Below are 20,325 nucleotides of genomic sequence, written 5' to 3'. Positions count from 1 at the left end.
CTCTAGCCATCCTACGAGCTTTCGTCGGGATCCTTCCTCGCCATCACGTCAGGCACCGGCCCGGCTGCAGCAGCTTGGCGACCTCGGTCAGCACGCTGACGACCGGCTCGCAGGCGACCGTCATCTTCGGCTTGCCGGGCTTTGCCGGCTTGGCTGGCTGCGTCGGCGGAAGGTTGCGCGCATCCTTCTGGACGGGAATGCGGACCACCACCGAGGTGTCGGCCAGGCTGTCGGTCCTGAGCTGGATCGTGCGGGCGACAACGGCAGGCTGGGGCGCAGCCTCGCGATCGCCCTTGGCGGTGCGGTTGATGCCGGCGACACCCGCGGGCTCCGTAACGGCATGGAACCGGTCGGCAAGGGTTGCTGTGGAGGCGGCCTTGCCAGCGGCGATCTGCACGGCGCCGACGGTCGCGCATGCGGCCAGCGCACCGAGAATGACTTTGAATTTCTGTGACATGAGCGTGAAGTCCCATCGCCCCTCGAGGAGGCGCGGGAACAACGCGACCGGGCAAAGCGGGTTTCTTGGCCCGGGCAGTAAATTAAGCGTGTGTAAACGCCGCCGGGTTCCAGGGTCGATTTTCCAGGAAGGCGCGACAAAATTTCTTGATGAGGGCTGGAACGACTCCGGGGTGCTGGGAGTCATCCCGGCAGCCGGTTATCCCCCCTGCCCCATTGACCGGCTACAGAGGGCGCGACCGTGGTGATGCCGGTCGCGCCTTTTTTGTGCGGCAGCCGTCACACGCGCTGCAGCGCCAGCGTCACGCCGCCGAGCGTCAGCACCATCGCCGCGACTTCGCGCAGGCCGAGCGGCTCGCCGAGAATGAAGGCGGCGGAGACGACGCCGATGACGGGAACGAGCAGCATGCCGGTCGAGGCGGAGGTCGGCGGCAGGCGGCGCAGCGTCTCGAACCAGGTGAGATAGCACAGGCCCATCGGCACCAGCGTCATGTAGGCGAAGCACGCGATGCCGATGGGCGTGATCGCGCCGTAGTTCGGCCGCTCCAGGGCAATGCCGAGCACCAGCATGACGAGGCAGCCGAGCCCGACCTGCCAGGCCACCAGCACCAGCGGCGGCATGGGGAAGGCTTCGCGGTTGAGCACGTTGCCGAGCGCGAACAGCACGGCGCAGGCGAGCGCCAGGGCAATGCCGGTGAGCTTGCCCGCGGTAAAGGCAAAACCGTCGGCGGCGAGCAGCAGCGCGACGCCGGTGATGCCGAGCGCGAGGGCGGCGACGTCGCGCAGCGTCGGACGCACATGCAGGAACGGCCAGGCGAACAGCATGGCCCAGATCGGCATGGTGTAGGCGATCAGCGCGCCCTCGCCGACGGTGACGTATTTCATCGCCATGGTGCCAAAGCCCATCCAGGCGAACACGTTGGTGAAGGAGGCGAACAGGAGCCGCGGCATGGCCACGCGCGGGACCTTCATGGATTCGCCACGGCCGAGCGCCAGCGCCGCGAGGATCGCGGCAGCCAGCGTGCCAGCCAGGCCGCGCGCGAACAGCGGCGGCCATTGCTGCAGCAGCAGCTTCATCAACGGCCAGTTCAGCGCCCAGCCGAAGGCGGTGACGACAAGGCAGAGGAAGCCGATCGAGCGGTCGCGGCGGGCGGAGTCCATGAGGGACGATTAGCAGCCGTGATGCGCGGGCTCCATGCCGGCGAGTGCATGGGGGTCAGCTGTATCGGGCGGGCGCTCCCGCTATCTCCTCTTGATCTATAATGCTATGAACTATAATTTATTGAATTAGGAATACGCGTGCGCATCCTCAAGACCAAGGCGCTGGCCAGACTTGCCCGCCAACAAGGCATCAGCGACGATAGCCTCGTGGCGGCTGTAAGGCGGGCCATGCAGGGGCTGATCGACGCCGACCTCGGTGGACGGCTCATCAAACAGCGTGTTGCGCGCCCTGGCGAAGGCAAGAGAGGCGGCTTTCGCATGCTGCTTGGATTTGGCCCCCAACCGCGCGGTCTTTCTCTATGGTTTCGCCAAGAACGAGCGGGAGAACATCAGCAACAGCGACTTGCTTTCCCTGAGAGAGATCGCGGCAACCTTTCTCAATGCCTCCCAGGACCAGATCGCACGGGCCCTGAGAGATGGATCGCTGATAGAGGTGTACGATGAAGGCAAAGACGAAGAAGACCCATAGCAGGCTAACGTCTGCAATACTCGAGACGGCGCGCGACATGAGGAAGAGCGGCCTGCTGACCAAGGCTGCTCATGACAAGATCACCATGCGCCACCTTGGCACCGCCGATGTTTCGAAGGCCGCCACCGCCACCCTCTCGGGTGCGCAGATCAGGGCGATCCGCGAACAGGCCAATCTCAGCCAAGCCGTATTCGCGCGTTACCTGAACTTGACGCCCGGTTACGTCTCGCAGCTCGAGCGCGGTGACAAGACACCGAGCGGTCCTGCCCTGGTCTTGCTCAATGTGATCCGGCGCAAGGGCATCGATGCGATCCTCTGAACCGGTCCGCAGGGGCGTTAGCTAGAGCAGATTCCCGCACGACAACGAAAGACGGGTTAGCCGCAGGCACAACCCGAGGGCTGCGCGTGGATGGTGGGTTACGCCTTGCACTGGCGTTCGCCGATCTTGCGGTGGACGCGGCCCGGCTAACCCACCCTGCGAATCCTGCACATCCCTCAGGCCGACGCGGCCCGCGGCGCGCGGTTGCGGGAGTTGCGCTGGAAGAACAGCGCCTGGCTCGCCACCGCCGAGACCATCGCGGGCTGGAACGGCTTCGAGATCAGGAACGCCGGCTCCGGACGCTCGCCGGTGAGGAAGCGCTCGGGGTAGGCGGTGATGAACACGACCGGCACCTCGAAGGCGCGCAGGAGCTCGTTCACCGCATCGAGGCCCGAGGAGCCGTCGGCGAGCTGAATGTCGGCGAGGATCAGGCCGGGCTTGCGGTTCTTGGCGAGCGCGACGGCATCGGTGTGCGTGCGCGCGACGCCGATGACGTTGTGGCCGAGATTCTTCACGAGGCTTTCGAGGTCCATCGCGATGAAGGTCTCGTCCTCGATGATCAGGACGTCGGTGGCGATCTCGGCGGCCATCTCGCGGCCGGCCGCGTCCGCCAGGCGCCTCGTCTCGGCGACGTCGTTGCCGAGAATCCAGGCAACCTCCTCTTCCGAGAAACCTTCCAGCGACAGCAGCAGGAAGGCCTGACGCGGCAGCGGCGTGATGTTGGACAACCGCCGCTCCGACGGCAGCGGCAGCGGCGTCACGTCGCTCTTGTCGTTGACGGAGACCGAATTCCAGATTTGGGTGAACAGCCGGAACAGGCCGGCGCGTGGGCCATGGCGCTCGTCGAGCAGCGAAGGATCCTGAAGCAGCGCTTCCAGCATGGCGGCGACGTAGGCATCGCCGGAGGACTGGTTTCCGGTCAGCGCGCGGGCGTAGCGCCGCAGCAGCGGCAGGTGTTCGGCAACGACCTGAGAACGGGACATCCCCACTCCAATCTTGTCTTTGGGTCAACAACCCTGACGGGATGACCCGGTTTCTGCGCGCATTAACGCTAGGGCAGCAAAAAAGTTCCCAATTAAAGTTCCTGATTCCTGGAACCAATGGCCGAACATCGCATTACTCCCCACTAGTGCGGCCGGAACCCAGAGTTTCCGAACGAAGGAACTTTTCGAGAATTCAATGGCTTAACTCTCCGGGAAGCGTGGATCGGATCATGAAGGAAGTAAAGTCACAAGCAAGCCAGGCAGGAGCCCCCCGCAAGCAGGGCGGCCTCAACGCAGAAATCCAGGCGAGGATCGGCCATCAACTCCGCGCCATGTACGACGACGTGGTGCGGCAAGGCGTGCCGGACCGCTTTGCGGAGCTGATCCGCAAACTCGACCAGCCCGGGGCTCAGGGCGGGGGCGGCACCGACAAGAACGACGGGAGGGACTGATGCCTCTCACCAATCAACTCCGCGACGACATTCTGGCGTCGGTCCCCAGCCTGCGCGCGTTCGCGATCTCGCTTTCCGGCAACGGCGATCGTGCCGACGATCTGGTGCAGGAGACGCTGTTGCGGGCGATCGCCAATATCGACTCGTTCCAGCCCGGCTCGAACCTTCCGGCCTGGCTGTTCACGATTCTCCGCAACCTGTTCCGCTCCGACTATCGCAAGCGGCGGCGCGAGGTGGAGGACTCGGAAGGCAACTATGCCAAGACGCTGAAGACGCAGCCCTCGCAAGGCGCGCATCTGGAATTCGAGGAATTCCGCGCCGCCCTCGACAAGCTGCCGCAGGACCAGCGCGAGGCGCTGATCCTGGTCGGCGCCTCCGGCTTCTCCTACGAGGACGCCGCCGCGATCTGCGGCTGCGCCGTCGGCACCATCAAGAGCCGCGTCAACCGCGCGCGCTCGAAACTCTCCGCGTTGCTCTATGTCGAGGGCGCGGAGGATTTCGGTCCCGACAACACCGTGCGCGCGGTGATCGGCGGCAATGGATAAGAGAAGAGAGGGAGCAGACTGAAAAGGCGGCCGAGACGGCCGCCTTTTTTGTCTATCGAATAACGCAGGCACCGCGAATTCGATCGCCGAAAATGTAGGGTGGGCAAAGCGACTTGTCCGCCGTAGCTCGAAGAGCGAAGGCGGAAGCGTGCCCACCTCCACGATCGTGCTCGTGAAGGTGGGCACGACGCTCACGCGTCTTTGCCCACCCTACAAATCCACGGCATGGTCAGCTCAGTCCGCCGAACGCCCAGATCAAGAGCAGGATCGGAACTGAATCCGAGCGAAATGGAGTTGTTCCGCCTACCGCTCCGGCCGCACCGGCGCAGAAATCTGCTCGGTGCGGTCGCGCTCGTTCATGTCGACGACGGTCTCCATCGGGGCCGACAGCTCGTAGACGTAGCTGACGTCGGTGAAGTAGCGCTTGGCGGTTCCGCCGAGCGCTTCCGGCGCGACCCGATCGAGCAGGATCAGCCCGAAATCGCTGTCGGGCCGGCGCGTCGCTTCCGAGGTGTTGAACTCTTCCCAGCGGAAATTGAACCGGTTGTCGGGCTTCTCGCCGGCGATCTCCCAATGCGCGACGATGTGCGGGTGCTTGCCGACCAGCGACAGGCCCTCGTCGGAATGCGAGGCCAGCTCGAAGAACAGCAGCGACAGGCTCTGCGCGGCGCGCGCGCTGACGGTGATGTCGGGACCTGACACCGCGATGCGGTCGGCGTTCGGTATCGAGCGCGATTCGAACAGGCCCTTGAGGTTGACGCCCTGCCACTGGCTCTCGCTGAGCAGCGTCACGACGTTGGACATGGCGTGGATGCGGCCGATCAGCAGCTCGCGCGCCACGTCGACGTCCGAGCCGTGCCGCAGCGTGCGGGTGATGATGGACTGGATCACGGCCAGGATGTTCTTGACCCGGTGATTGAGCTCGTCGATCACGGCGGTGAGCCGGCGCTCGAAGCCGATGCGCACCTCGATCTCGCGGCTGAGCCGCAGATTGTTGTAGGCGACGTAGCCGAACAGGCCGCAGATGATGCCGGTGATGGCGAGCCCGATCGCCGCCACGATGGCGGCGGTCTGCTGCGCGCGCTGCACGGCGTTGTTCCTGGCGTAATAGGCCAGCGACCAGTCGCGGCCGCCGAAGGTGACGGTGCGCGCGATCGACGGCGCGGGATGCTGTTCGGCAATCGCGCGCGCAGTGACCGCGCCCTGCTCGTTGGCGATCAGCTCGCTGCTCGGCTCCTGCGGATTGCGCAGCACCACCGAGAACAGCGAGCGATCGTCGTTGGCCAGCATCAGGGGGCCGAGCTCGTAGGAGAAGCTGACGAAGCCGGCGGGGTCCGCGCCCTCCTGCAGCACCGGCGCGGCAAGCACGATGCCGATCGGACCGTGCTTGCGCAGCAACTCGATCGGATCGGAGGCGACCGGCCTGCCCTCGACCATGGCTCTGGCGAGAGTCGGCCCCACGATTGAATGACCGTCCAGCACGCGACCGGGCAGCGTGACGGTTTCGGGATTGCGCGGCTCGATGTCCATCAGCACATTGACCGGCTTGTCGATGGTCGCGATGTCGAGCGGCTGGTCGTCGAAATCGCGGATCTTCGGATTGGCGAAGCTCTCGTCGGCGAGCTCGCGCTGGGCGGCGGCGAGCTCGGGCGGCTTCAGTCGCGCGATCCAGGCGGCGACGACGAAATCGGTCTTGAAGGCGTAGATCGCCGAGCGCAGCGGCTGCAGCATGTTGGCCCTCACCGCGCCCGGCGCGCGAAAAAGCCCGGACGCGACGCGGGCGAGCAGCTCGCGCTCGGTGAGGCGATCCTGCACCAGGCTCGCATGCACGTCGACGGCGCGCGCGAACGCAATGCCGTCGATCGCAAGCTCCTGCTGGTACACGCGCCAGGCCGCGGCGCCGGACAGCAGCACCCCGATCAATCCGATCAGACCGACGATGAAACCCAGCCGAACCACACGCCTACCCGGAAGTGAGGGGATCGCAATGAAGCAGACGACGCATCCGGATCATCCGAAAGACGACGACAGCAGTGAAAAGCCTGGCAGCAAATTGCGCGGGATATTGGCGGAGCTGTCATCGGGGCGCAACTGAAGTCGGTCGACGCGGACAGTCACACCGGGCACCACAGCCTTGGTCACCGCGGGACCAGAGGATTTCAACCGCGGCGCAGCCGTTTGGTTCCAGTCTCGTTCGGAATTTCGTCGCGCAGGGGGCCGCCGTTAATCTTCGTTAACGTCGCAAGCCGCCCTTGGTCTCGATGAAGGCAACGATGCGGTCGAGCCCCTCGCCCTTCCTGAGGTTGGTCATTACGAAGGGCCGCTCGCCGCGCATGCGCCTGGCGTCAGTGTCCATCTTCTCCAGCGAGGCCCCGACATGGGGTGCCAGATCGATCTTGTTGATGACGAGCAGGTCGGACCTGACGATGCCGGGCCCGCCCTTGGAGGGGATCTTGTCGCCGGCGGCGACGTCGATGACGTAGATGGTGAGGTCGGCCAGCTCCGGCGAAAATGTCGCCGCCAGGTTGTCACCGCCGGATTCGATCAACACCAGGTCGAGAGCGGGAAACTTGGCGCGCATGTCGGCCACCGCGGCGAGATTCATCGAGGCGTCCTCGCGGATCGCGGTGTGCGGGCAGCCGCCGGTCTCGACGCCCGCGATGCGGTCCGGCGTCAGCGAGCCCGAGCGCACCAGAAATTCGGCGTCCCATTTGGTGTAGATGTCGTTGGTGATCGCGGCGATGTCGTAGCGCTCGCGCATGTTCTTGCAGAGCAGGTCCATCAGCGCCGTCTTGCCCGATCCGACCGGACCGCCGACGCCGACCCGCAGGGGACCGTGGGATTTAGGCATGATTGTCTCTCCATTGTCGTCCCGGACAAGCGAGCGGAGCGAGCGCGATCCGGGACCCATAACCACCGAAGCCAATCGTTGCGCCGAGCTGGAGCTCCAGCCTTGCACCACCACTACCATTCGTGGTTATGGGTCCCGGCTTTCGCCGGGACGACGGCGCGTTTGAATTCACGACCTGAACAACCGCGTATATTGTGTCTCATGCCGCAAGCTCGCAAGATCGGCGCGGAAGGTGGCGCTGCCGAGATCGTCGAGCGAGGCGGCCATGGCACGTTTCGCTGTCGCGGCTACATCCGCCTCGAGCTGAGCCAGCACGCGCTGGCTGTCGGTCTGGCCAAGCGGCACCAAACGGGCGCCCGCTGAAATCCAGTTGGAAACCACCGCATGCAGGAAGGCATGCAGCGCGGGCTCCGGCGGAATGCCATGCGCTGCGCTGACGAGGCCGACCGCGACCGGATAGACGATCGGCCCGCCGCAGGCTGCGATGATTTCATCGAGCCCCTCGCACGGCCATGCCGCGCGCGACGTGTCGATGAAGGCGCGGCCTTGCGTCGTCGTTTCGAGCTGGCGCTCGCGCGATGGCACGAAGGCGGCCGCGAGCTCGGCAATGGCGCGAAGCGCGGGATCATCATGAGAAGTGACGGCACGATGGGTCTGCACTGCGAACACCGAGTCGCAAAACCCCGAGCCGTCGGTGAGCATGGCAGAGAGCCAATCGCGCAAGGTGGCGGCGTCCGTGATATCGCCCGCCTCAACCGCCCATTCGATGCCGCTGGAATAGGAGAAAGCGCCGACCGGGAATGACGGCGACAGCCAGGTCATCAGCCGGTACAGCGCAGCAAGCTCGCTCTCGCTCATGGTGCGCGCGGGCGGCAGCTCCGCGCTATTTGCGGTCATGAGCATGGGTGTCGCCGTGATGATGCTCGTGCTCGCAATGCTCGTCATGGTGATGATCGTCATGGTGATGACGGGGATCGCCATGATCCGCGTGGTCATGGTGGTGATCGTGACCGGTGTGGCCGTGCGCGGCCGCATAGGCGCCGCCTTCGGGATCGAACGGAGCCTCGATCTCGATGACGCGCGCGCCCAGCCCCTTCACCATCGCCTCGATGACGTGATCCCTGCGGATGCGCAGGCCTTTGCCTGCGATCTGCGTCGGCAGATGGCGGTTGCCGAGATGCCAGGCGATGCGCACCAGATGCTGAGGATCGGCGCCCCTGATCTCGACCAGCGGCTCGGGCGCGGCCACCACCTCGACCAGCCTGCCGTCTTCCAGCACCAGCGCATCGCCGCCGCGCAAGGCGACGGCGTTTTCGAGATCGAGCAGAAATTCGAGGCCGCGCGTGCCGGTCATCGCCATCCGCCGCCGGTGCCGGTCGTCGAAATCGAGCACCACCGTATCGGCGGGCGCTTCCGCCCAGCGATACTGGCCCAGAACTTCGGTCGCGCGGATCATGCTTCTAGCCCTGGGAGCATGTGATCATGCCTTGATGGTATCCACCTTGTCGGCGCTGATGATCTCGATCACCGTCGGCCCCGCCTTGAGCTGCGCGGAATATTCGCGCCATACCTTCATGTGCGGCGCACGCCCATGCGCGTTGAGATCGTCGCGGCTCTCCCAGCGCTCCACCACGACATAGCTGTTGGGATCGTCGATGGCGGTATGGCCGGCGTAGGCGATGCAGCCCTTCTCCTTCAGCGTCTCGGCGATGCATTTCTTGTGGCCCGCGATGAAGGCATCGCGCTGGTCCGGCTTCACCTGCGTGGTGGCGACGACGTAGATCATGCTTCTCCCTTGTTGTTCTTGCTTCAGTCTCGGGCGGTTTTAGAACATGAAATAGCGCTGTGCCAAGGGCAGCACCTCTGCGGGTTCGCAGGTCAGGAGCTCGCCGTCTGCGCGCACCTCATAGGTCTCGGGATCGACCTCGATGTCAGGCGTCGCGTCGTTGTGGATCATGCTCTTTTTTGAGATGCCGCCGCGGGTGTTTTTCACGGCATACAGCGTCTTGTCGATGCCGAGCTTGCGCGCAAGGCCGGCGGTGATGGCGGCCTTGGACGTGAACACCACCGAGGACGCCGTCAGCGACTTGCCGAAGGCGGCAAACATCGGCTGGTAGTGCACCGGCTGCGGCGTCGGAATCGAGGCGTTGGGATCGCCCATGGGAGCCGCCACGATCGAGCCGCCCTTGATGATGCAGTCCGGCTTGACGCCGAAGAAGGCCGGCGACCACAGCACGAGGTCGGCGAGCTTGCCCTTCTCCACCGAGCCGATCAGCTTCGAGACGCCGTGCGCGATCGCGGGATTGATGGTGTATTTGGCGATGTAGCGCTTGACGCGGAAATTGTCATTGTCCTTGCCCTTGTCCTGCGGCAGCGATCCGCGCTGCTTCTTCATCTTGTCCGCGGTCTGCCAGGTGCGGATGATGACTTCGCCGAGCCGGCCCATCGCCTGCGAGTCCGACGACATCATCGAGAGCGCACCGAGGTCGTGCAGGATGTCTTCCGCAGCGATGGTCTCCTTCCGGATGCGGCTCTCCGCGAAAGCGAGGTCCTCCGCAATGGAGGGATCGAGGTGGTGGCACACCATCAGCATGTCGAGATGCTCGTCGATGGTGTTGCGGGTGAACGGCCGCGTCGGGTTGGTGGAGGACGGCAGCACGTTCTTCAGGCCGGCGATTTTGATGATATCCGGCGCGTGGCCGCCGCCGGCGCCTTCGGTGTGGAAGGCGTGGATGGTGCGGCCCTTGAACGCCTTCACCGTGTCCTCGACGAAGCCGGATTCGTTCAGCGTGTCGGAATGCAGCATCACCTGGACGTCGTAGTCGTCGGCGACCGCAAGGCAGTTGTCGATCGCGGCGGGTGTGGTGCCCCAATCCTCGTGCAGCTTCAGCGCGCAGGCGCCCGCCTTGACCATCTCGACCAGCGCGGCCGGCCGCGCAGCGTTGCCCTTGCCGGAGATGCCGAGATTGACCGGGAAGGCGTCGAACGACTGGATCATCCGCGCGATGTGCCACGGGCCGGGCGTGCAGGTGGTCGCGAAGGTGCCGTGCGAGGGACCGGTGCCGCCGCCCAGCATCGAGGTGACGCCGCTCATCAGCGCGTGCTCGATCTGCTGCGGGCAGATGAAATGGATGTGGCTGTCGAATCCCCCCGCGGTGAGGATCTTGCCTTCGCCGGCGATCACGTCGGTACCGGGGCCGACGACGATGGTCACGTTCGGCTGGATGTCGGGATTGCCGGCCTTGCCAATGGCGCTGATCATGCCTTCCTTGATGGCGACATCGGCCTTGACGATGCCCCAGTGGTCGACGATCAGCGCATTGGTGATGACGGTATCCGCAGCGCCTTGCCTGTTGGTCACCTGGGACTGGCCCATGCCGTCGCGGATCACCTTGCCGCCGCCGAATTTGACCTCCTCGCCATAGGTGGTGAAATCCTTCTCGACCTCGATGATGAGGTCGGTGTCGGCCAGCCGCACCCTGTCGCCGGTGGTCGGGCCGAACATGTCGGCATAAACGGAACGCTTGATCTTCACGGACATCATTCAGCTCCAGACAATTCCGGCATTTCTCACAGCTTACCCATCACGTCGCCGCGGAAGCCGTAAATCGTACGCTTTCCCGCCAGCGCGACCAGCTGCACGTCGCGGGTCTGGCCGGGCTCGAAGCGGACGGCGGTGCCGGCGGCGATGTCGAGGCGCATGCCACGAGCCTTTTTGCGGTCGAATTTCAGAGCGGGGTTGGTTTCGAAGAAGTGGTAATGCGAGCCCACTTGAATGGGACGGTCGCCGGTGTTGGCGACTGACAGCGTCACAGTCTTGCGGCCGGCATTGAGCTCGATCTCGCCGTCCTTGATGAAGCGTTCACCGGGGATCATGTTTGGTACCTCGTATTTCTCCGCGCGTCATGGCCGGGCTTGTCCCGGCCATCCACGTCTAGATGCCCACTCCGAAGGTCGTGGATGCCCGCGACATTCGGGTGAAGACGAGCTTCGCGCCTTTGCCCGGGCATGACGACGTTGATGGTTCTGCGCACCTCACCGGATCGGCTCGTGGACGGTGACGAGCTTGGTGCCGTCCGGAAACGTCGCCTCGACCTGGATGTCGTGGATCATCTCGGCAATCCCCGGCATCACCTGGTCGCGCGTCAGCACCTGCGCGCCGGACTGCATCAGGTCGGCCACGGTGCGGCCGTCGCGGGCGCCCTCGACGATGAAATCGGAGATGATCGCAACCGCCTCGGGATGGTTGAGCTTGACGCCGCGCTCGAGCCGGCGGCGCGCCACCATCGCGGCCATCGAGATCAGAAGCTTGTCCTTTTCGCGGGGGGAAAGATTCATGCGAGCACTCTGCTTTAATAATTAGTTCAGCCACAGGCGGGGCAGCGGCGATGGCGAGGCGCGGCCGAGCACCGTCATCATGTCGGCGCGCAGCGCCGCCGCATCTTGGGCACAGAACCGCGCCATTGCAAAGCCATTCCAGGCGGAGATGCCGACTTCCCCGCTGAAGGAATCGCCGGCCTCGCGGATACGCTCCACGAGCGCTTCGTCTCCCGGCACGATCAGTGCGGTGGCCACGGCAGCGCCGCCCTTGGCGACCGCCGGCCGCGCCAGCTTGGCGCCGATGTCGCCGTCGAGCCGGACGGTCTCGGCAAAGACGGTCTTGCCGCCGCGGCGCAGGCGCCAGCGGTCGACGAATTCGCCCTCCTGCATCCGCTCGCCCATGGCGGCGCGGCCGAACACGACGATTTCGCAGAGCAGAAGCGAGGCGTCTTCCGCCAGATCGATCTCGATCCGCCGGGATACCCTGGCGCGGTCGAACAGGATGGTTTCCTGCGGCAACCAGGCGAGATGGGCGCCGCTTGCGGCCTTCAGCGAAATGTCGAGCTGCGCGGCAGCGTCCGGTGCGCGATAGACCTTTTCGGCTGCCGCCGTGGTCAGGGTGAGGCGCGCACCCTCGCGCGCGGATATCGCGATTTCAAAGCGGTCGCCGCCGGCGACACCGCCCGCCGTGTTGACGAAGACGGCCGAGAGGCCGTCGTCTTCGGGCGACGGAAAGCGAACGCGCAGCGATCCGGATTCATGCAAGGCACCGCGGCGGGTCACGCCGTCCTCGCAGCGCACGTCGAAACGCACGGCGCCTTGCGCGCGGTTGGCCGCGAAGATCGCAGAAGCCTCGCGTGTCTCGGTCCGCATCCATCCCCCGGAAGCGGCCGGAAATGGCCGCGTCAGAACATTATCACAGAGCCATCTGGCGGCTGATCTCGGCCGGATCGAGGTTTTCGCGATGGCACGTATACTTCACCGCGCCCCGGTCCATGACTGCGAAATTGTCGCCGAGCTCGCAGGCAAAGTCGAGATATTGTTCGACCAGCACGATGGCGATGTTGCCGAGATTGCGCAAATAGGAAATCGCGCGGCCGATGTCCTTGATGATCGAGGGCTGGATTCCCTCGGTCGGCTCGTCGAGCAGGAGCAGCTTCGGCCGCATCACCAGCGCGCGGCCGATGGCGAGCTGCTGCTGCTGGCCGCCCGAGAGGTCGCCGCCGCGGCGGCCGAGCATGTTCTCCAGCACCGGAAACAGCGAGAACACGTCGTCGGGGATGCTGCGCTGGTCGCGCTTCAGCGGCCCGAAGCCGGTCTTGAGGTTTTCTTCCACGGTGAGCAGCGGGAAGATCTCACGGCCCTGCGGCACGAAGCCGATGCCGCGGCGGGCGCGCTCGTAGGATTTCAGCGGATTGAGATCTTCGCCGTCGAAGACGATGCTGCCCGACGAGATCGGGTATTGCCCGACGAGGGCGCGGAGCAGCGAGGTCTTGCCGACGCCGTTGCGCCCGAGCACGCAGGTCACCTTGCCGGGCTCGGCCGTCAGCGATACCCCGCGCAGGGCTTGAGCCGCGCCGTAGTAGAGATTGATATTTTTCACATCCAGCATCTTTGGTGCCTCTTGGCGAGTAGCGAATGGCGAATAGCGAATGGAGATATCAAAGCCATACTTCCCTATTCGCTACTCCCCATTCGCCATTCGCCCCTACCAGTTATCTACCCAGATACACTTCGATCACCCGCTCGTTCGACGACACCTCGTCGATGGTGCCTTCCGCCAGCACCGAGCCTTCGTGCAGGCAGGTGACCTTGACGCCGAGCTCGCGCACGAAGGTCATGTCGTGCTCGACCACCATGACGGTGTGGTTGCGGTTGATTTCCTTGAGCAGCTCCGCGGTCAGGTGCGTCTCGACGTCGGTCATCCCGGCGACGGGCTCGTCGACCAGCAGCACCTTGGGGTCCTGCGCCAGCAGCATGCCGATCTCCAGCCACTGCTTCTGGCCGTGCGACAGACTGCCGGCGAGGCGCCGGCGCGCGTCGGCCAGGCGGATGGTCTCCAGAACCTTGTCGATGCGCCCGGATTCGTCCGCATTGCCGCGCCAGAACAGCGTGCCCTTGACGCTGTGATCGACGTTGAGCGCGAGCAGCAGATTGTCCTCCACGGTCTGGCTCTCGAACACCGTCGGCTTCTGGAATTTGCGGCCGATGCCGAGCTCGGCAATGCGGGTCTCGTCCAGCCGGGTGAGATCGACAGAGCCGTCGAACAGCACCACGCCCTCGTCCGGCCTGGTCTTGCCGGTGATGATGTCCATCATCGTGGTCTTGCCGGCGCCGTTGGGACCGATGATGGCGCGCATCTCCCCGGGCTCGAGCGCGAGCGACAGATTGTTGATGGCGTGGAAGCCGTCGAAGGAGACGTGCACCCCGTCGAGGTAGAGCAGCGCGGAAGTCTGGCGGAGGTTCATGGCGTTCATGCGCTCACTCCGCCGGATTCGGTTTGGGCTCGGCGCCGTCTGCGCGCACAGCGGAGGCCGTATCGGCATTGGCGCCCGCCTTCCATGGCTCCCACCACGCGTTGAAGGTGCCGACGATGCCCTTCGGCAGCAACAGCGTCACCAGAATGAACAGCGCCCCCAGCATGAACAGCCAGTAGGGCGCGAGCGGGCCCGAGGTGAAATAGGTCTTGGCGTAGTTGACCACGACGGCGCCGAGCGCAGCGCCGGTCAGCGTGCCGCGGCCGCCGACGGCGACCCAGATCACCGCTTCAATCGAGTTGCCCGGCGCAAATTCGCTGGGGTTGATGATGCCGACCTGCGGCACGTAGAGCGCGCCCGCCACGCCGGCCATGCAGGCCGACAGCGTGAACACGAACAGCTTGTAGGATTCGACGCGGTAGCCGAGGAAGCGGGTGCGCGATTCCGCGTCGCGGATCGCGACCAGCACCTTGCCGAGCTTCGAGGTGACGACTGCGCGGCAGATCAGGAAGGCGGCAATCAGCACGGCGCAACTCAGGAAGAACAGCGCACAGCGGGTGCCCTCGGCCTGCACGTTGAAGCCGAGGATGTCCTTGAAGTCGGTCAGGCCGTTGTTGCCGCCGAAGCCGAAATCGTTGCGGAAGAAGCCGAGCAGCAGCGCATAGGTCATCGCCTGCGTGATGATCGACAGGTACACGCCGGTGACGCGTGAGCGGAAGGCGAACCAGCCGAACAGGAACGCCAGCAGGCCCGGCACCAGCACCACCATCAGCGCGGCGAACCAGAACATGTCGAAGCCGTGCCAGTACCAGGGCAGCTTCGGATAGTTCAGGAACACCATGAAGTCGGGCAGGATCGGGTTGCCGTAGACGCCGCGGCTGCCGATCTGCCGCATCAGGTACATGCCCATGGCGTAGCCGCCGAGCGCGAAGAACGCGCCATGGCCGAGTGAGAGGATGCCGCAATAACCCCAGATCAGGTCGATCGAGAGGGCGAGGATGGCGTAGCAAGCATACTTGCCCCACAGCGCCACCAGATAGGTCGGCACCTGGAAGAAGGAGCCTTCCGGCAACAGCAGATTCGACAGCGGAACCAGGACGCCGATGCCAGCGACAACAAGGATGAAGAGCGTCGAGGCGCGATCGAGCGAGCGGGTGAGGATGTGGGGCATCATGCTTCCACCGCCCTGCCCTTGAGCGCGAACAGGCCGCGCGGCCGCTTCTGGATGAACAGGATGATCAGCACCAGGATCGCGATCTTGCCGAGCACGGCGCCGGCCACCGGCTCCAGGAACTTGTTGGCGATGCCGAGCGTGAAGGCGCCAACCAGCGTCCCCCAGAGATTGCCGACGCCGCCGAACACCACGACCATGAAGCTGTCGATGATGTAGCTCTGGCCGAGATTGGGGCTGACATTGTCGATCTGCGAAAGCGCCACGCCCGCAATGCCGGCGATACCGGAGCCGAGGCCGAAGGTCAGCGCATCGACGCGCGAGGTGGCGATGCCCATGGAAGCCGCCATGCGGCGGTTCTGCGTCACGGCGCGCATCTCCAGCCCCAGCGCGGTGTAGCGCAGCATGGCGAGCAGGATCGCGAAGACGGCGAGCGTGAAGACGAGGATCCAGAGCCGGTTGTAGGTGATGGTAATCTGGCCGAGCTCGAAGGCCCCGCTCATCCAGGAGGGATTTCCCACCTCGCGGTTGGTCGGGCCGAATGCGGTGCGCACCGCCTGCTGGATCACCAGCGAGAGGCCCCAGGTTGCGAGCAGCGTCTCCAGCGGCCGGCCGTAGAGGAAGCGGATGATGCCGCGCTCGATCGCAACGCCGATGGCTCCGGCGACCATGAAGGCGAGCGGTACGGCGATGAACAGCGAATAGTCGAACAAGCCGGGATAGCGGGTGCGGATCACTTCCTGCACCACGAAGGTGGTGTAGGCGCCGATCATCACCATCTCGCCATGGGCCATGTTGATGACGCCCATGACGCCGAAGGTAATGGCTAGCCCGATGGCCGCCAGCAGCAGCACCGAGCCCAGCGACAGGCCGTACCAGGCGTTCTGCACCATCGACCACATCGCCAGGTTGCCCTGGATCGAGGAAATGGCGGCCGCGACCGCTTTCGCAACCAGCGGCGGCTGATCGGCGCCGAGGCTGATCAGGACCGCCATGGCCTCCTGGTCGCCCTTCGCCTTGACGACCGCGATGGCGTCGAGCTTGTCGGCCTCGGAAGCATCCGACTTGAAAAGCACAATGGCGGCGCGCGCCTCGGTGAAGGCGACCTTCGCCGCCGCGTTGGTTTCCTTGGCCAGCGCCTCGTCGATGACGGACAGTGCGTTCTCGTCATGCGACTTGAACACCGCCTGCGCGGCAGCGATGCGCTTGACGGGATCCGGCGACATCAGCGTCAGGCTGCCGAGCGCGGCATCCACGGCGCGGCGCAGGCGGTTGTTGAGCCGCACCTCGCTGGCGCCGTCCGGCAGCTTGCCGACGGCAGCTCCCGTCGCCGCGTCGAGGATCTTGTCATCGGCCTGCTTGATGAAGACCTTCTTGCTCTCGGGATCGGCAAACAGGCGCTCTTCGTTCAGCGCGCTGATGATCGGGAAGGCAAGCTTGTTTCCGGACGCCGCCACCGCGTCGATCGCTTCGGCGGTATCGGAGAATTCGTCGTTGGCGAATTTGGCGACCGCGTCCTCGAATGCGCCGGCGTGAGCTGGCACCGCGAAGGCCGCGATCAGGCACAATGAAAGGATCGCCGCGCGAAGGCGGTCAAAGAGTGAGACAGACACTGGAGTTCCCCGGCAGGAGATTTGGAGAAGGCGGCGGCATCGCCGCCTTCTCCGTTGTCGTCGGTATTTTGCGAGTGCGCTTCAGATCAGGAGCCTTCCAGGATCAGGAGCCCTGACCGCCGCACTTGTTGGTCTTGGTGTTGTAGTTGCCGCACTTCTTGCCGACCCAGTCGCCGATCAGGTCCTTGGAGCCCTCGAGCTCCTTCGACCAGGCATCGCCGGGAACGAGGCCCGGGGTCTTCCAGACCACGTCGAACTGGCCGTTGCCCTTGATCTCGCCGATGAGCACGGGCTTGGTGATGTGGTGGTTCGGCAGCATCTTCGAGGTACCGCCGGTCAGGTTCTTGGCTTCGATGCCCGGGAGAGCGTCGATCACCTTGTCGGCGTCGGTCGACTTCACCTTCTCGACCGCCTTGACCCACATGTCGAAGCCGATGACGTGGGCTTCCATCGGGTCGTTGGTCACCTTCTTCGGATCCTTCTTGTAGGCCTGCCACGACTTGATGAACTTCTCGTTCTCGGGCGACTTGATCGACTGGAAGTAGTTCCAGGCGGCGAGATGGCCGACCAGCGGCTTGGTGTCGATGCCGGCGAGCTCGTCCTCACCCCCCGAGAACGCCACGACCGGGATGTCCTTGGCCTTGATGCCCTGGTTGCCGAGCTCCTTGTAGAAGGGAACGTTGGCGTCGCCGTTGATGGTGGAGACCACCGCGGTCTTCTTGCCGGCCGAGCCGAACTTCTTGATGTCGGCGACGATCGTCTGCCAGTCACTGTGGCCAAACGGCGTGTAGTTGATCATGATGTCTTCCTGCGCCACGCCCTTCGACTTCAGGTAGGCTTCCAGGATCTTGTTGGTGGTGCGCGGATAGACGTAGTCGGTGCCCGCCAGCACCCAGCGCTTCACCTTCTCGTCCTTCATCAGGTAGTCGACCGCGGGGATCGCCTGCTGGTTCGGGGCCGCGCCGGTGTAGAACACGTTGCGCTCGCTCTCCTCACCCTCGTATTGCACGGGGTAGAACAGGATCGAATTCAGCTCCTTGAAGACTGGCAGCACGGACTTGCGCGACACAGAGGTCCAGCAGCCGAACACGACCGAAACCTTGTTCTTGGTGATGAGCTCGCGCGCCTTTTCGGCGAACAGCGGCCAGTTCGAAGCGGGGTCGACGACGACGGCTTCGAGCTTCTTGCCCATCACGCCGCCCTTCTTGTTCTGCTCCTCGATCAGGAAGAGGATGGTATCCTTCAGCGTGGTTTCGCTGATGGCCATGGTGCCGGACAACGAGTGAAGCACGCCGACCTTGATGGTTTCCTGGGCCTTGGCCTGGGTAAATGCGGCGAGGCCGAGAACCAGACCGGCGGTGGCCGCCAGCCAGCGGCGCCGGCTCATGGTCGCCATATCGTGAGTCAATTGAGTAAGCATGAGGTGTCATCTCCCTGACGCAGACGCGTTAAACGCTGCGAGAACGGCCCCACGGCCGCCTGCGTTAAGGGAATCGCAAGACTCGTGCCACGGGCCTGACACGGACCAAACCATTGAAATCGTTATAAAATTCCGCATCCGGCAAATAATTACCGGCCACGCCTGCATAATTCTTGGGCAAGAAAATTGTATGCTTTGACGGCAGACGGTCTAAACAATGAGCAAAATTGGCCTTTTGGCTAATTTTCCGGCAGAGCTTGCCGGTGCGTAAACACCGGACGGCCCGGAGGATAGCAATCCAAGTCCTTCATTCAACGCGGAATTTTTGCCGACGCGAAACCATTCCGGCCAAGTTCACCTTGAAACCGCCGGCTTCATGGGCCATATCCAGCGCGGCCCAAGGAATCATCAGTGAAATCGTCAGTGATGACCGGGCCACTGCAAGCCGCGTGTTCTGAACCCGTGTAGTTGAATCCGTCTCACGGCGTTCTGGCTTGCCCCATCAGCCAACAGAAACTCGATACCCAAAACACGCGGGTGTCTCCGATGACCTCGCGCGCTCCTGGCATGACGCCGGGCGCTTGCTGTTTTGACAGAAAGAAACCTTTGACCTCCTTTCAGGATTTCGGCCTCGCCGATCCCATTTCGCGTGCCCTTCTCGAAGAGAATTACCACACGCCCACCCCGATCCAGGCTCAAACCATTCCGCTGGCGCTGTCCGGCCGAGACGTGATCGGTATCGCCCAGACCGGCACCGGCAAGACGGCCGCCTTCGCGCTGCCGATCCTCAACCGCTTGCTGGAGAGCCGCATCCGGCCGCAACCGAAGACCTGCCGCGTGCTGGTGCTCTCTCCGACGCGGGAGCTGTCCGGCCAGATCCTCGACAGCTTCAATGCCTATGGCCGCCACGTCCGCCTGACCTCGACACTGGCGATCGGCGGCGTGCCGATGGGCCGTCAGGTCCGCGCGCTCATGGGCGGCGTCGAGGTGCTGGTCGCCACTCCCGGCCGCCTGCTCGACCTCGTGCAGGGCAATGCGCTGAAGCTCACCCAGGTCGAGTTCCTGGTGCTGGACGAAGCCGACCGCATGCTCGACATGGGCTTCATCAACGACATCAGGAAGATCGTCGCGAAACTGCCGATCAGGCGTCAAACGCTGTTCTTCTCGGCCACCATGCCCAAGGACATCGCAGACCTTGCGCAGTCCATGCTACGCGATCCCGCCCGCGTGGCGGTGACGCCGGTCGCTTCCACCGCAGAGCGGATCGACCAGCGCATCATCCAGGTCGATTTCGCGGCCAAGCACGCCTACCTCGCCGAACTGCTGAAGCAGGAACCGGTGGACCGCGCACTGGTCTTCACCCGCACCAAGCACGGCGCCGACAAGGTGGTGAAGGCCCTCGCCAAGGCCGGCATCGCTGCCGACGCCATCCACGGCAACAAGTCGCAGAACCACCGGGAGCGCGTGCTCGGCGCGTTCCGCTCCGGGCAGATCCGCACGCTGGTGGCGACCGACATCGCCGCCCGCGGCATCGACGTCGACGGCATCAGCCATGTCGTCAATTTCGACCTGCCCAACGTGCCGGAAACCTATGTCCACCGCATCGGCCGCACGGCCCGCGCCGGTGCCGAGGGCATTGCGATCTCGCTGATCGCAGGCGCCGAGGAGATGGGATATCTGCGCGACATCGAGCGGCTGATCCGCGTCAGCCTGCCGCGTGAAGACCGCCGCAGCCAGGGCGGCCGCGAGGCCGCGGCGCCGGCCCCGCAGCACCGCCCCGGCAGGCCTGCGCCCCGCGTGCATCCGCATCGCAACAATGACGGTGCGGTAGCTTCGAAAGGCCCTCGCCGGAGACGGCGTGGTGGTGGTAATCATGGCGCCGCTCCGCGAGGGGACCGGCATGAGTCGGCCCGCCCGCAGGGCGGTCAGGCTGACGGGATCCAGGGCGTTGCCTTTTTGCATCGCGAAAGCCGGCCGAAATTCAAACCCAACCGCAACCGGCGTCCGCAAGCCTAACCGTCCACGACC

The 20,325-nt window shown here is 64.6% G+C and carries 22 protein-coding genes and 1 pseudogene; 6 read left to right on the top strand and 17 right to left on the bottom strand.

From position 1 onward, the window contains the following. Positions 1-43: 43 nt before the first annotated feature. Both ACT4OC_RS23345 and ACT4OC_RS23340 read right to left on the bottom strand, forming a co-directional pair. Complete coding sequence (locus ACT4OC_RS23345) at positions 44-457, bottom strand: hypothetical protein (protein WP_444841395.1); 414 nt, start codon at positions 455-457, stop codon at positions 44-46. A gap of 278 nt (positions 458-735) precedes the next feature. After that, complete coding sequence (locus ACT4OC_RS23340; RefSeq protein ID WP_444841394.1) at positions 736-1,617, bottom strand: DMT family transporter; 882 nt, start codon at positions 1,615-1,617, stop codon at positions 736-738. A 138-nt stretch (positions 1,618-1,755) separates the two neighbouring features. On the opposite strand from ACT4OC_RS23340, the pseudogene ACT4OC_RS23335 reads away from it, so the two are divergent. From ACT4OC_RS23335 to ACT4OC_RS23325, 3 genes and pseudogenes are all read left to right on the top strand, one after another. Beyond that, positions 1,756-1,884, top strand: a pseudogene (locus ACT4OC_RS23335) (type II toxin-antitoxin system RelE/ParE family toxin); the annotation flags it as partial. After that, positions 1,874-2,146 (top strand): type II toxin-antitoxin system RelE/ParE family toxin, encoded by a 273-nt coding sequence (locus ACT4OC_RS23330; RefSeq protein WP_444841393.1) that lies wholly within the window; start codon positions 1,874-1,876, stop codon positions 2,144-2,146. The pseudogene ACT4OC_RS23335 and the gene ACT4OC_RS23330, both read left to right, overlap by 11 nt. Next, the gene (locus ACT4OC_RS23325; protein WP_444841392.1) at positions 2,118-2,465 is read left to right on the top strand and encodes a helix-turn-helix domain-containing protein; all 348 of its coding nucleotides are present in this window, start codon (positions 2,118-2,120) and stop codon (positions 2,463-2,465) included. Before ACT4OC_RS23330 ends, ACT4OC_RS23325 begins: the two co-directional genes overlap by 29 nt. 176 nt (positions 2,466-2,641) lie before the next feature. Here the strand turns inward: ACT4OC_RS23325 and ACT4OC_RS23320 are convergent, their stop codons facing one another. After that, the gene (locus ACT4OC_RS23320; RefSeq protein WP_444841391.1) at positions 2,642-3,448 is read right to left on the bottom strand and encodes a response regulator; all 807 of its coding nucleotides are present in this window, start codon (positions 3,446-3,448) and stop codon (positions 2,642-2,644) included. 230 nt (positions 3,449-3,678) lie between these two features. Between ACT4OC_RS23320 and ACT4OC_RS23315 the strand changes: the two genes are divergently transcribed. Both ACT4OC_RS23315 and ACT4OC_RS23310 read left to right on the top strand, forming a co-directional pair. Continuing rightward, a complete protein-coding gene (locus ACT4OC_RS23315; RefSeq protein ID WP_444841390.1) occupies positions 3,679-3,900 on the top strand; it encodes a NepR family anti-sigma factor in 222 nt (73 codons plus the stop codon). Then, a complete protein-coding gene (locus tag ACT4OC_RS23310) occupies positions 3,900-4,445 on the top strand; it encodes a sigma-70 family RNA polymerase sigma factor (RefSeq protein WP_444841389.1) in 546 nt (181 codons plus the stop codon). The genes ACT4OC_RS23315 and ACT4OC_RS23310 overlap by 1 nt, the downstream gene beginning before the upstream one ends. Before the next feature lie 303 nt (positions 4,446-4,748). Here the strand turns inward: ACT4OC_RS23310 and ACT4OC_RS23305 are convergent, their stop codons facing one another. The 14 genes from ACT4OC_RS23305 to urtA form a co-directional block, all read right to left on the bottom strand. After that, positions 4,749-6,404: a CHASE domain-containing protein gene (locus ACT4OC_RS23305; RefSeq protein WP_444841388.1), complete on the bottom strand. Its 1,656-nt coding sequence runs from the start codon at positions 6,402-6,404 to the stop codon at positions 4,749-4,751. A gap of 274 nt (positions 6,405-6,678) precedes the next feature. After that, positions 6,679-7,296, bottom strand: coding sequence for an urease accessory protein UreG (gene ureG / locus ACT4OC_RS23300; protein WP_444841387.1), 618 nt, complete (start codon positions 7,294-7,296; stop codon positions 6,679-6,681). 168 nt (positions 7,297-7,464) lie between these two features. After that, entirely contained in the window at positions 7,465-8,199 is a 735-nt protein-coding gene (locus tag ACT4OC_RS23295) for an urease accessory protein UreF (protein WP_444841398.1), read from the bottom strand. Beyond that, complete coding sequence (gene ureE / locus ACT4OC_RS23290; protein WP_444841386.1) at positions 8,180-8,752, bottom strand: urease accessory protein UreE; 573 nt, start codon at positions 8,750-8,752, stop codon at positions 8,180-8,182. Before ureE ends, ACT4OC_RS23295 begins: the two co-directional genes overlap by 20 nt. A gap of 24 nt (positions 8,753-8,776) precedes the next feature. Beyond that, the gene (locus tag ACT4OC_RS23285) at positions 8,777-9,082 is read right to left on the bottom strand and encodes a putative quinol monooxygenase (RefSeq protein WP_444841385.1); all 306 of its coding nucleotides are present in this window, start codon (positions 9,080-9,082) and stop codon (positions 8,777-8,779) included. 39 nt (positions 9,083-9,121) lie between these two features. Then, the gene (gene ureC / locus ACT4OC_RS23280; protein ID WP_444841384.1) at positions 9,122-10,837 is read right to left on the bottom strand and encodes an urease subunit alpha; all 1,716 of its coding nucleotides are present in this window, start codon (positions 10,835-10,837) and stop codon (positions 9,122-9,124) included. Positions 10,838-10,866: 29 nt separating this feature from the next. Then, positions 10,867-11,172 carry an urease subunit beta gene (locus tag ACT4OC_RS23275; protein ID WP_291614113.1) on the bottom strand — a complete coding sequence of 102 codons (306 nt, stop codon included), beginning with the start codon at positions 11,170-11,172 and terminating at the stop codon, positions 10,867-10,869. A 159-nt stretch (positions 11,173-11,331) separates the two neighbouring features. Further along, entirely contained in the window at positions 11,332-11,634 is a 303-nt protein-coding gene (locus tag ACT4OC_RS23270; protein WP_444841383.1) for an urease subunit gamma, read from the bottom strand. A gap of 21 nt (positions 11,635-11,655) precedes the next feature. Next, the gene (locus ACT4OC_RS23265) at positions 11,656-12,489 is read right to left on the bottom strand and encodes an urease accessory protein UreD (protein ID WP_444841382.1); all 834 of its coding nucleotides are present in this window, start codon (positions 12,487-12,489) and stop codon (positions 11,656-11,658) included. Between the two features lie 43 nt (positions 12,490-12,532). Continuing rightward, on the bottom strand, positions 12,533-13,228 hold the full coding sequence (urtE, locus tag ACT4OC_RS23260; RefSeq protein WP_444841381.1) for an urea ABC transporter ATP-binding subunit UrtE: 696 nt from the start codon (positions 13,226-13,228) through the stop codon (positions 12,533-12,535). Between the two features lie 103 nt (positions 13,229-13,331). Further along, positions 13,332-14,093 (bottom strand): urea ABC transporter ATP-binding protein UrtD, encoded by a 762-nt coding sequence (gene urtD / locus ACT4OC_RS23255; RefSeq protein WP_444841380.1) that lies wholly within the window; start codon positions 14,091-14,093, stop codon positions 13,332-13,334. Positions 14,094-14,097: 4 nt separating this feature from the next. Then, positions 14,098-15,267, bottom strand: a complete 1,170-nt coding sequence (urtC, locus tag ACT4OC_RS23250; RefSeq protein ID WP_444841379.1) for an urea ABC transporter permease subunit UrtC — start codon at positions 15,265-15,267, stop codon at positions 14,098-14,100. Continuing rightward, positions 15,264-16,877 carry an urea ABC transporter permease subunit UrtB gene (urtB, locus tag ACT4OC_RS23245; RefSeq protein ID WP_444841378.1) on the bottom strand — a complete coding sequence of 538 codons (1,614 nt, stop codon included), beginning with the start codon at positions 16,875-16,877 and terminating at the stop codon, positions 15,264-15,266. The genes urtC and urtB overlap by 4 nt, the downstream gene beginning before the upstream one ends. Before the next feature lie 103 nt (positions 16,878-16,980). Continuing rightward, a complete protein-coding gene (gene urtA, locus ACT4OC_RS23240) occupies positions 16,981-18,297 on the bottom strand; it encodes an urea ABC transporter substrate-binding protein (RefSeq protein WP_444841377.1) in 1,317 nt (438 codons plus the stop codon). 606 nt (positions 18,298-18,903) lie between these two features. On the opposite strand from urtA, the gene ACT4OC_RS23235 reads away from it, so the two are divergent. Next, a complete protein-coding gene (locus ACT4OC_RS23235; RefSeq protein ID WP_444841376.1) occupies positions 18,904-20,313 on the top strand; it encodes a DEAD/DEAH box helicase in 1,410 nt (469 codons plus the stop codon). Positions 20,314-20,325: the final 12 nt, after the last annotated feature.

The sequence above is a fragment of the Bradyrhizobium sp. genome, assembly GCF_052389815.1.
Classification (GTDB): domain Bacteria; phylum Pseudomonadota; class Alphaproteobacteria; order Rhizobiales; family Xanthobacteraceae; genus Bradyrhizobium.
This window is presented reverse-complemented; position numbering and strand designations above follow the sequence as displayed.

Bases quoted from the DNA above. Each gene is read 5' to 3' on its own strand.
- urtD (WP_444841380.1), bottom strand. From the start codon at position 14,093: ATGAACGCCATGAACCTCCGCCAGACTTCCGCGCTGCTCTACCTCGAC.
- ACT4OC_RS23340 (WP_444841394.1), bottom strand. From the start codon at position 1,617: ATGGACTCCGCCCGCCGCGACCGCTCGATCGGCTTCCTCTGCCTTGTC.
- urtC (WP_444841379.1), bottom strand. From the start codon at position 15,267: ATGATGCCCCACATCCTCACCCGCTCGCTCGATCGCGCCTCGACGCTC.
- ureC (WP_444841384.1), bottom strand. From the start codon at position 10,837: ATGTCCGTGAAGATCAAGCGTTCCGTTTATGCCGACATGTTCGGCCCG.
- urtA (WP_444841377.1), bottom strand. From the start codon at position 18,297: ATGCTTACTCAATTGACTCACGATATGGCGACCATGAGCCGGCGCCGC.
- ureG (WP_444841387.1), bottom strand. From the start codon at position 7,296: ATGCCTAAATCCCACGGTCCCCTGCGGGTCGGCGTCGGCGGTCCGGTC.
- ACT4OC_RS23285 (WP_444841385.1), bottom strand. From the start codon at position 9,082: ATGATCTACGTCGTCGCCACCACGCAGGTGAAGCCGGACCAGCGCGAT.
- urtE (WP_444841381.1), bottom strand. From the start codon at position 13,228: ATGCTGGATGTGAAAAATATCAATCTCTACTACGGCGCGGCTCAAGCC.
- ureE (WP_444841386.1), bottom strand. From the start codon at position 8,752: ATGATCCGCGCGACCGAAGTTCTGGGCCAGTATCGCTGGGCGGAAGCG.
- ACT4OC_RS23315 (WP_444841390.1), top strand. From the start codon at position 3,679: ATGAAGGAAGTAAAGTCACAAGCAAGCCAGGCAGGAGCCCCCCGCAAG.
- ACT4OC_RS23275 (WP_291614113.1), bottom strand. From the start codon at position 11,172: ATGATCCCCGGTGAACGCTTCATCAAGGACGGCGAGATCGAGCTCAAT.
- ACT4OC_RS23310 (WP_444841389.1), top strand. From the start codon at position 3,900: ATGCCTCTCACCAATCAACTCCGCGACGACATTCTGGCGTCGGTCCCC.
- ACT4OC_RS23325 (WP_444841392.1), top strand. From the start codon at position 2,118: ATGAAGGCAAAGACGAAGAAGACCCATAGCAGGCTAACGTCTGCAATA.
- ACT4OC_RS23320 (WP_444841391.1), bottom strand. From the start codon at position 3,448: ATGTCCCGTTCTCAGGTCGTTGCCGAACACCTGCCGCTGCTGCGGCGC.
- ACT4OC_RS23265 (WP_444841382.1), bottom strand. From the start codon at position 12,489: ATGCGGACCGAGACACGCGAGGCTTCTGCGATCTTCGCGGCCAACCGC.
- ACT4OC_RS23295 (WP_444841398.1), bottom strand. From the start codon at position 8,199: ATGCTCATGACCGCAAATAGCGCGGAGCTGCCGCCCGCGCGCACCATG.
- ACT4OC_RS23270 (WP_444841383.1), bottom strand. From the start codon at position 11,634: ATGAATCTTTCCCCCCGCGAAAAGGACAAGCTTCTGATCTCGATGGCC.
- ACT4OC_RS23345 (WP_444841395.1), bottom strand. From the start codon at position 457: ATGTCACAGAAATTCAAAGTCATTCTCGGTGCGCTGGCCGCATGCGCG.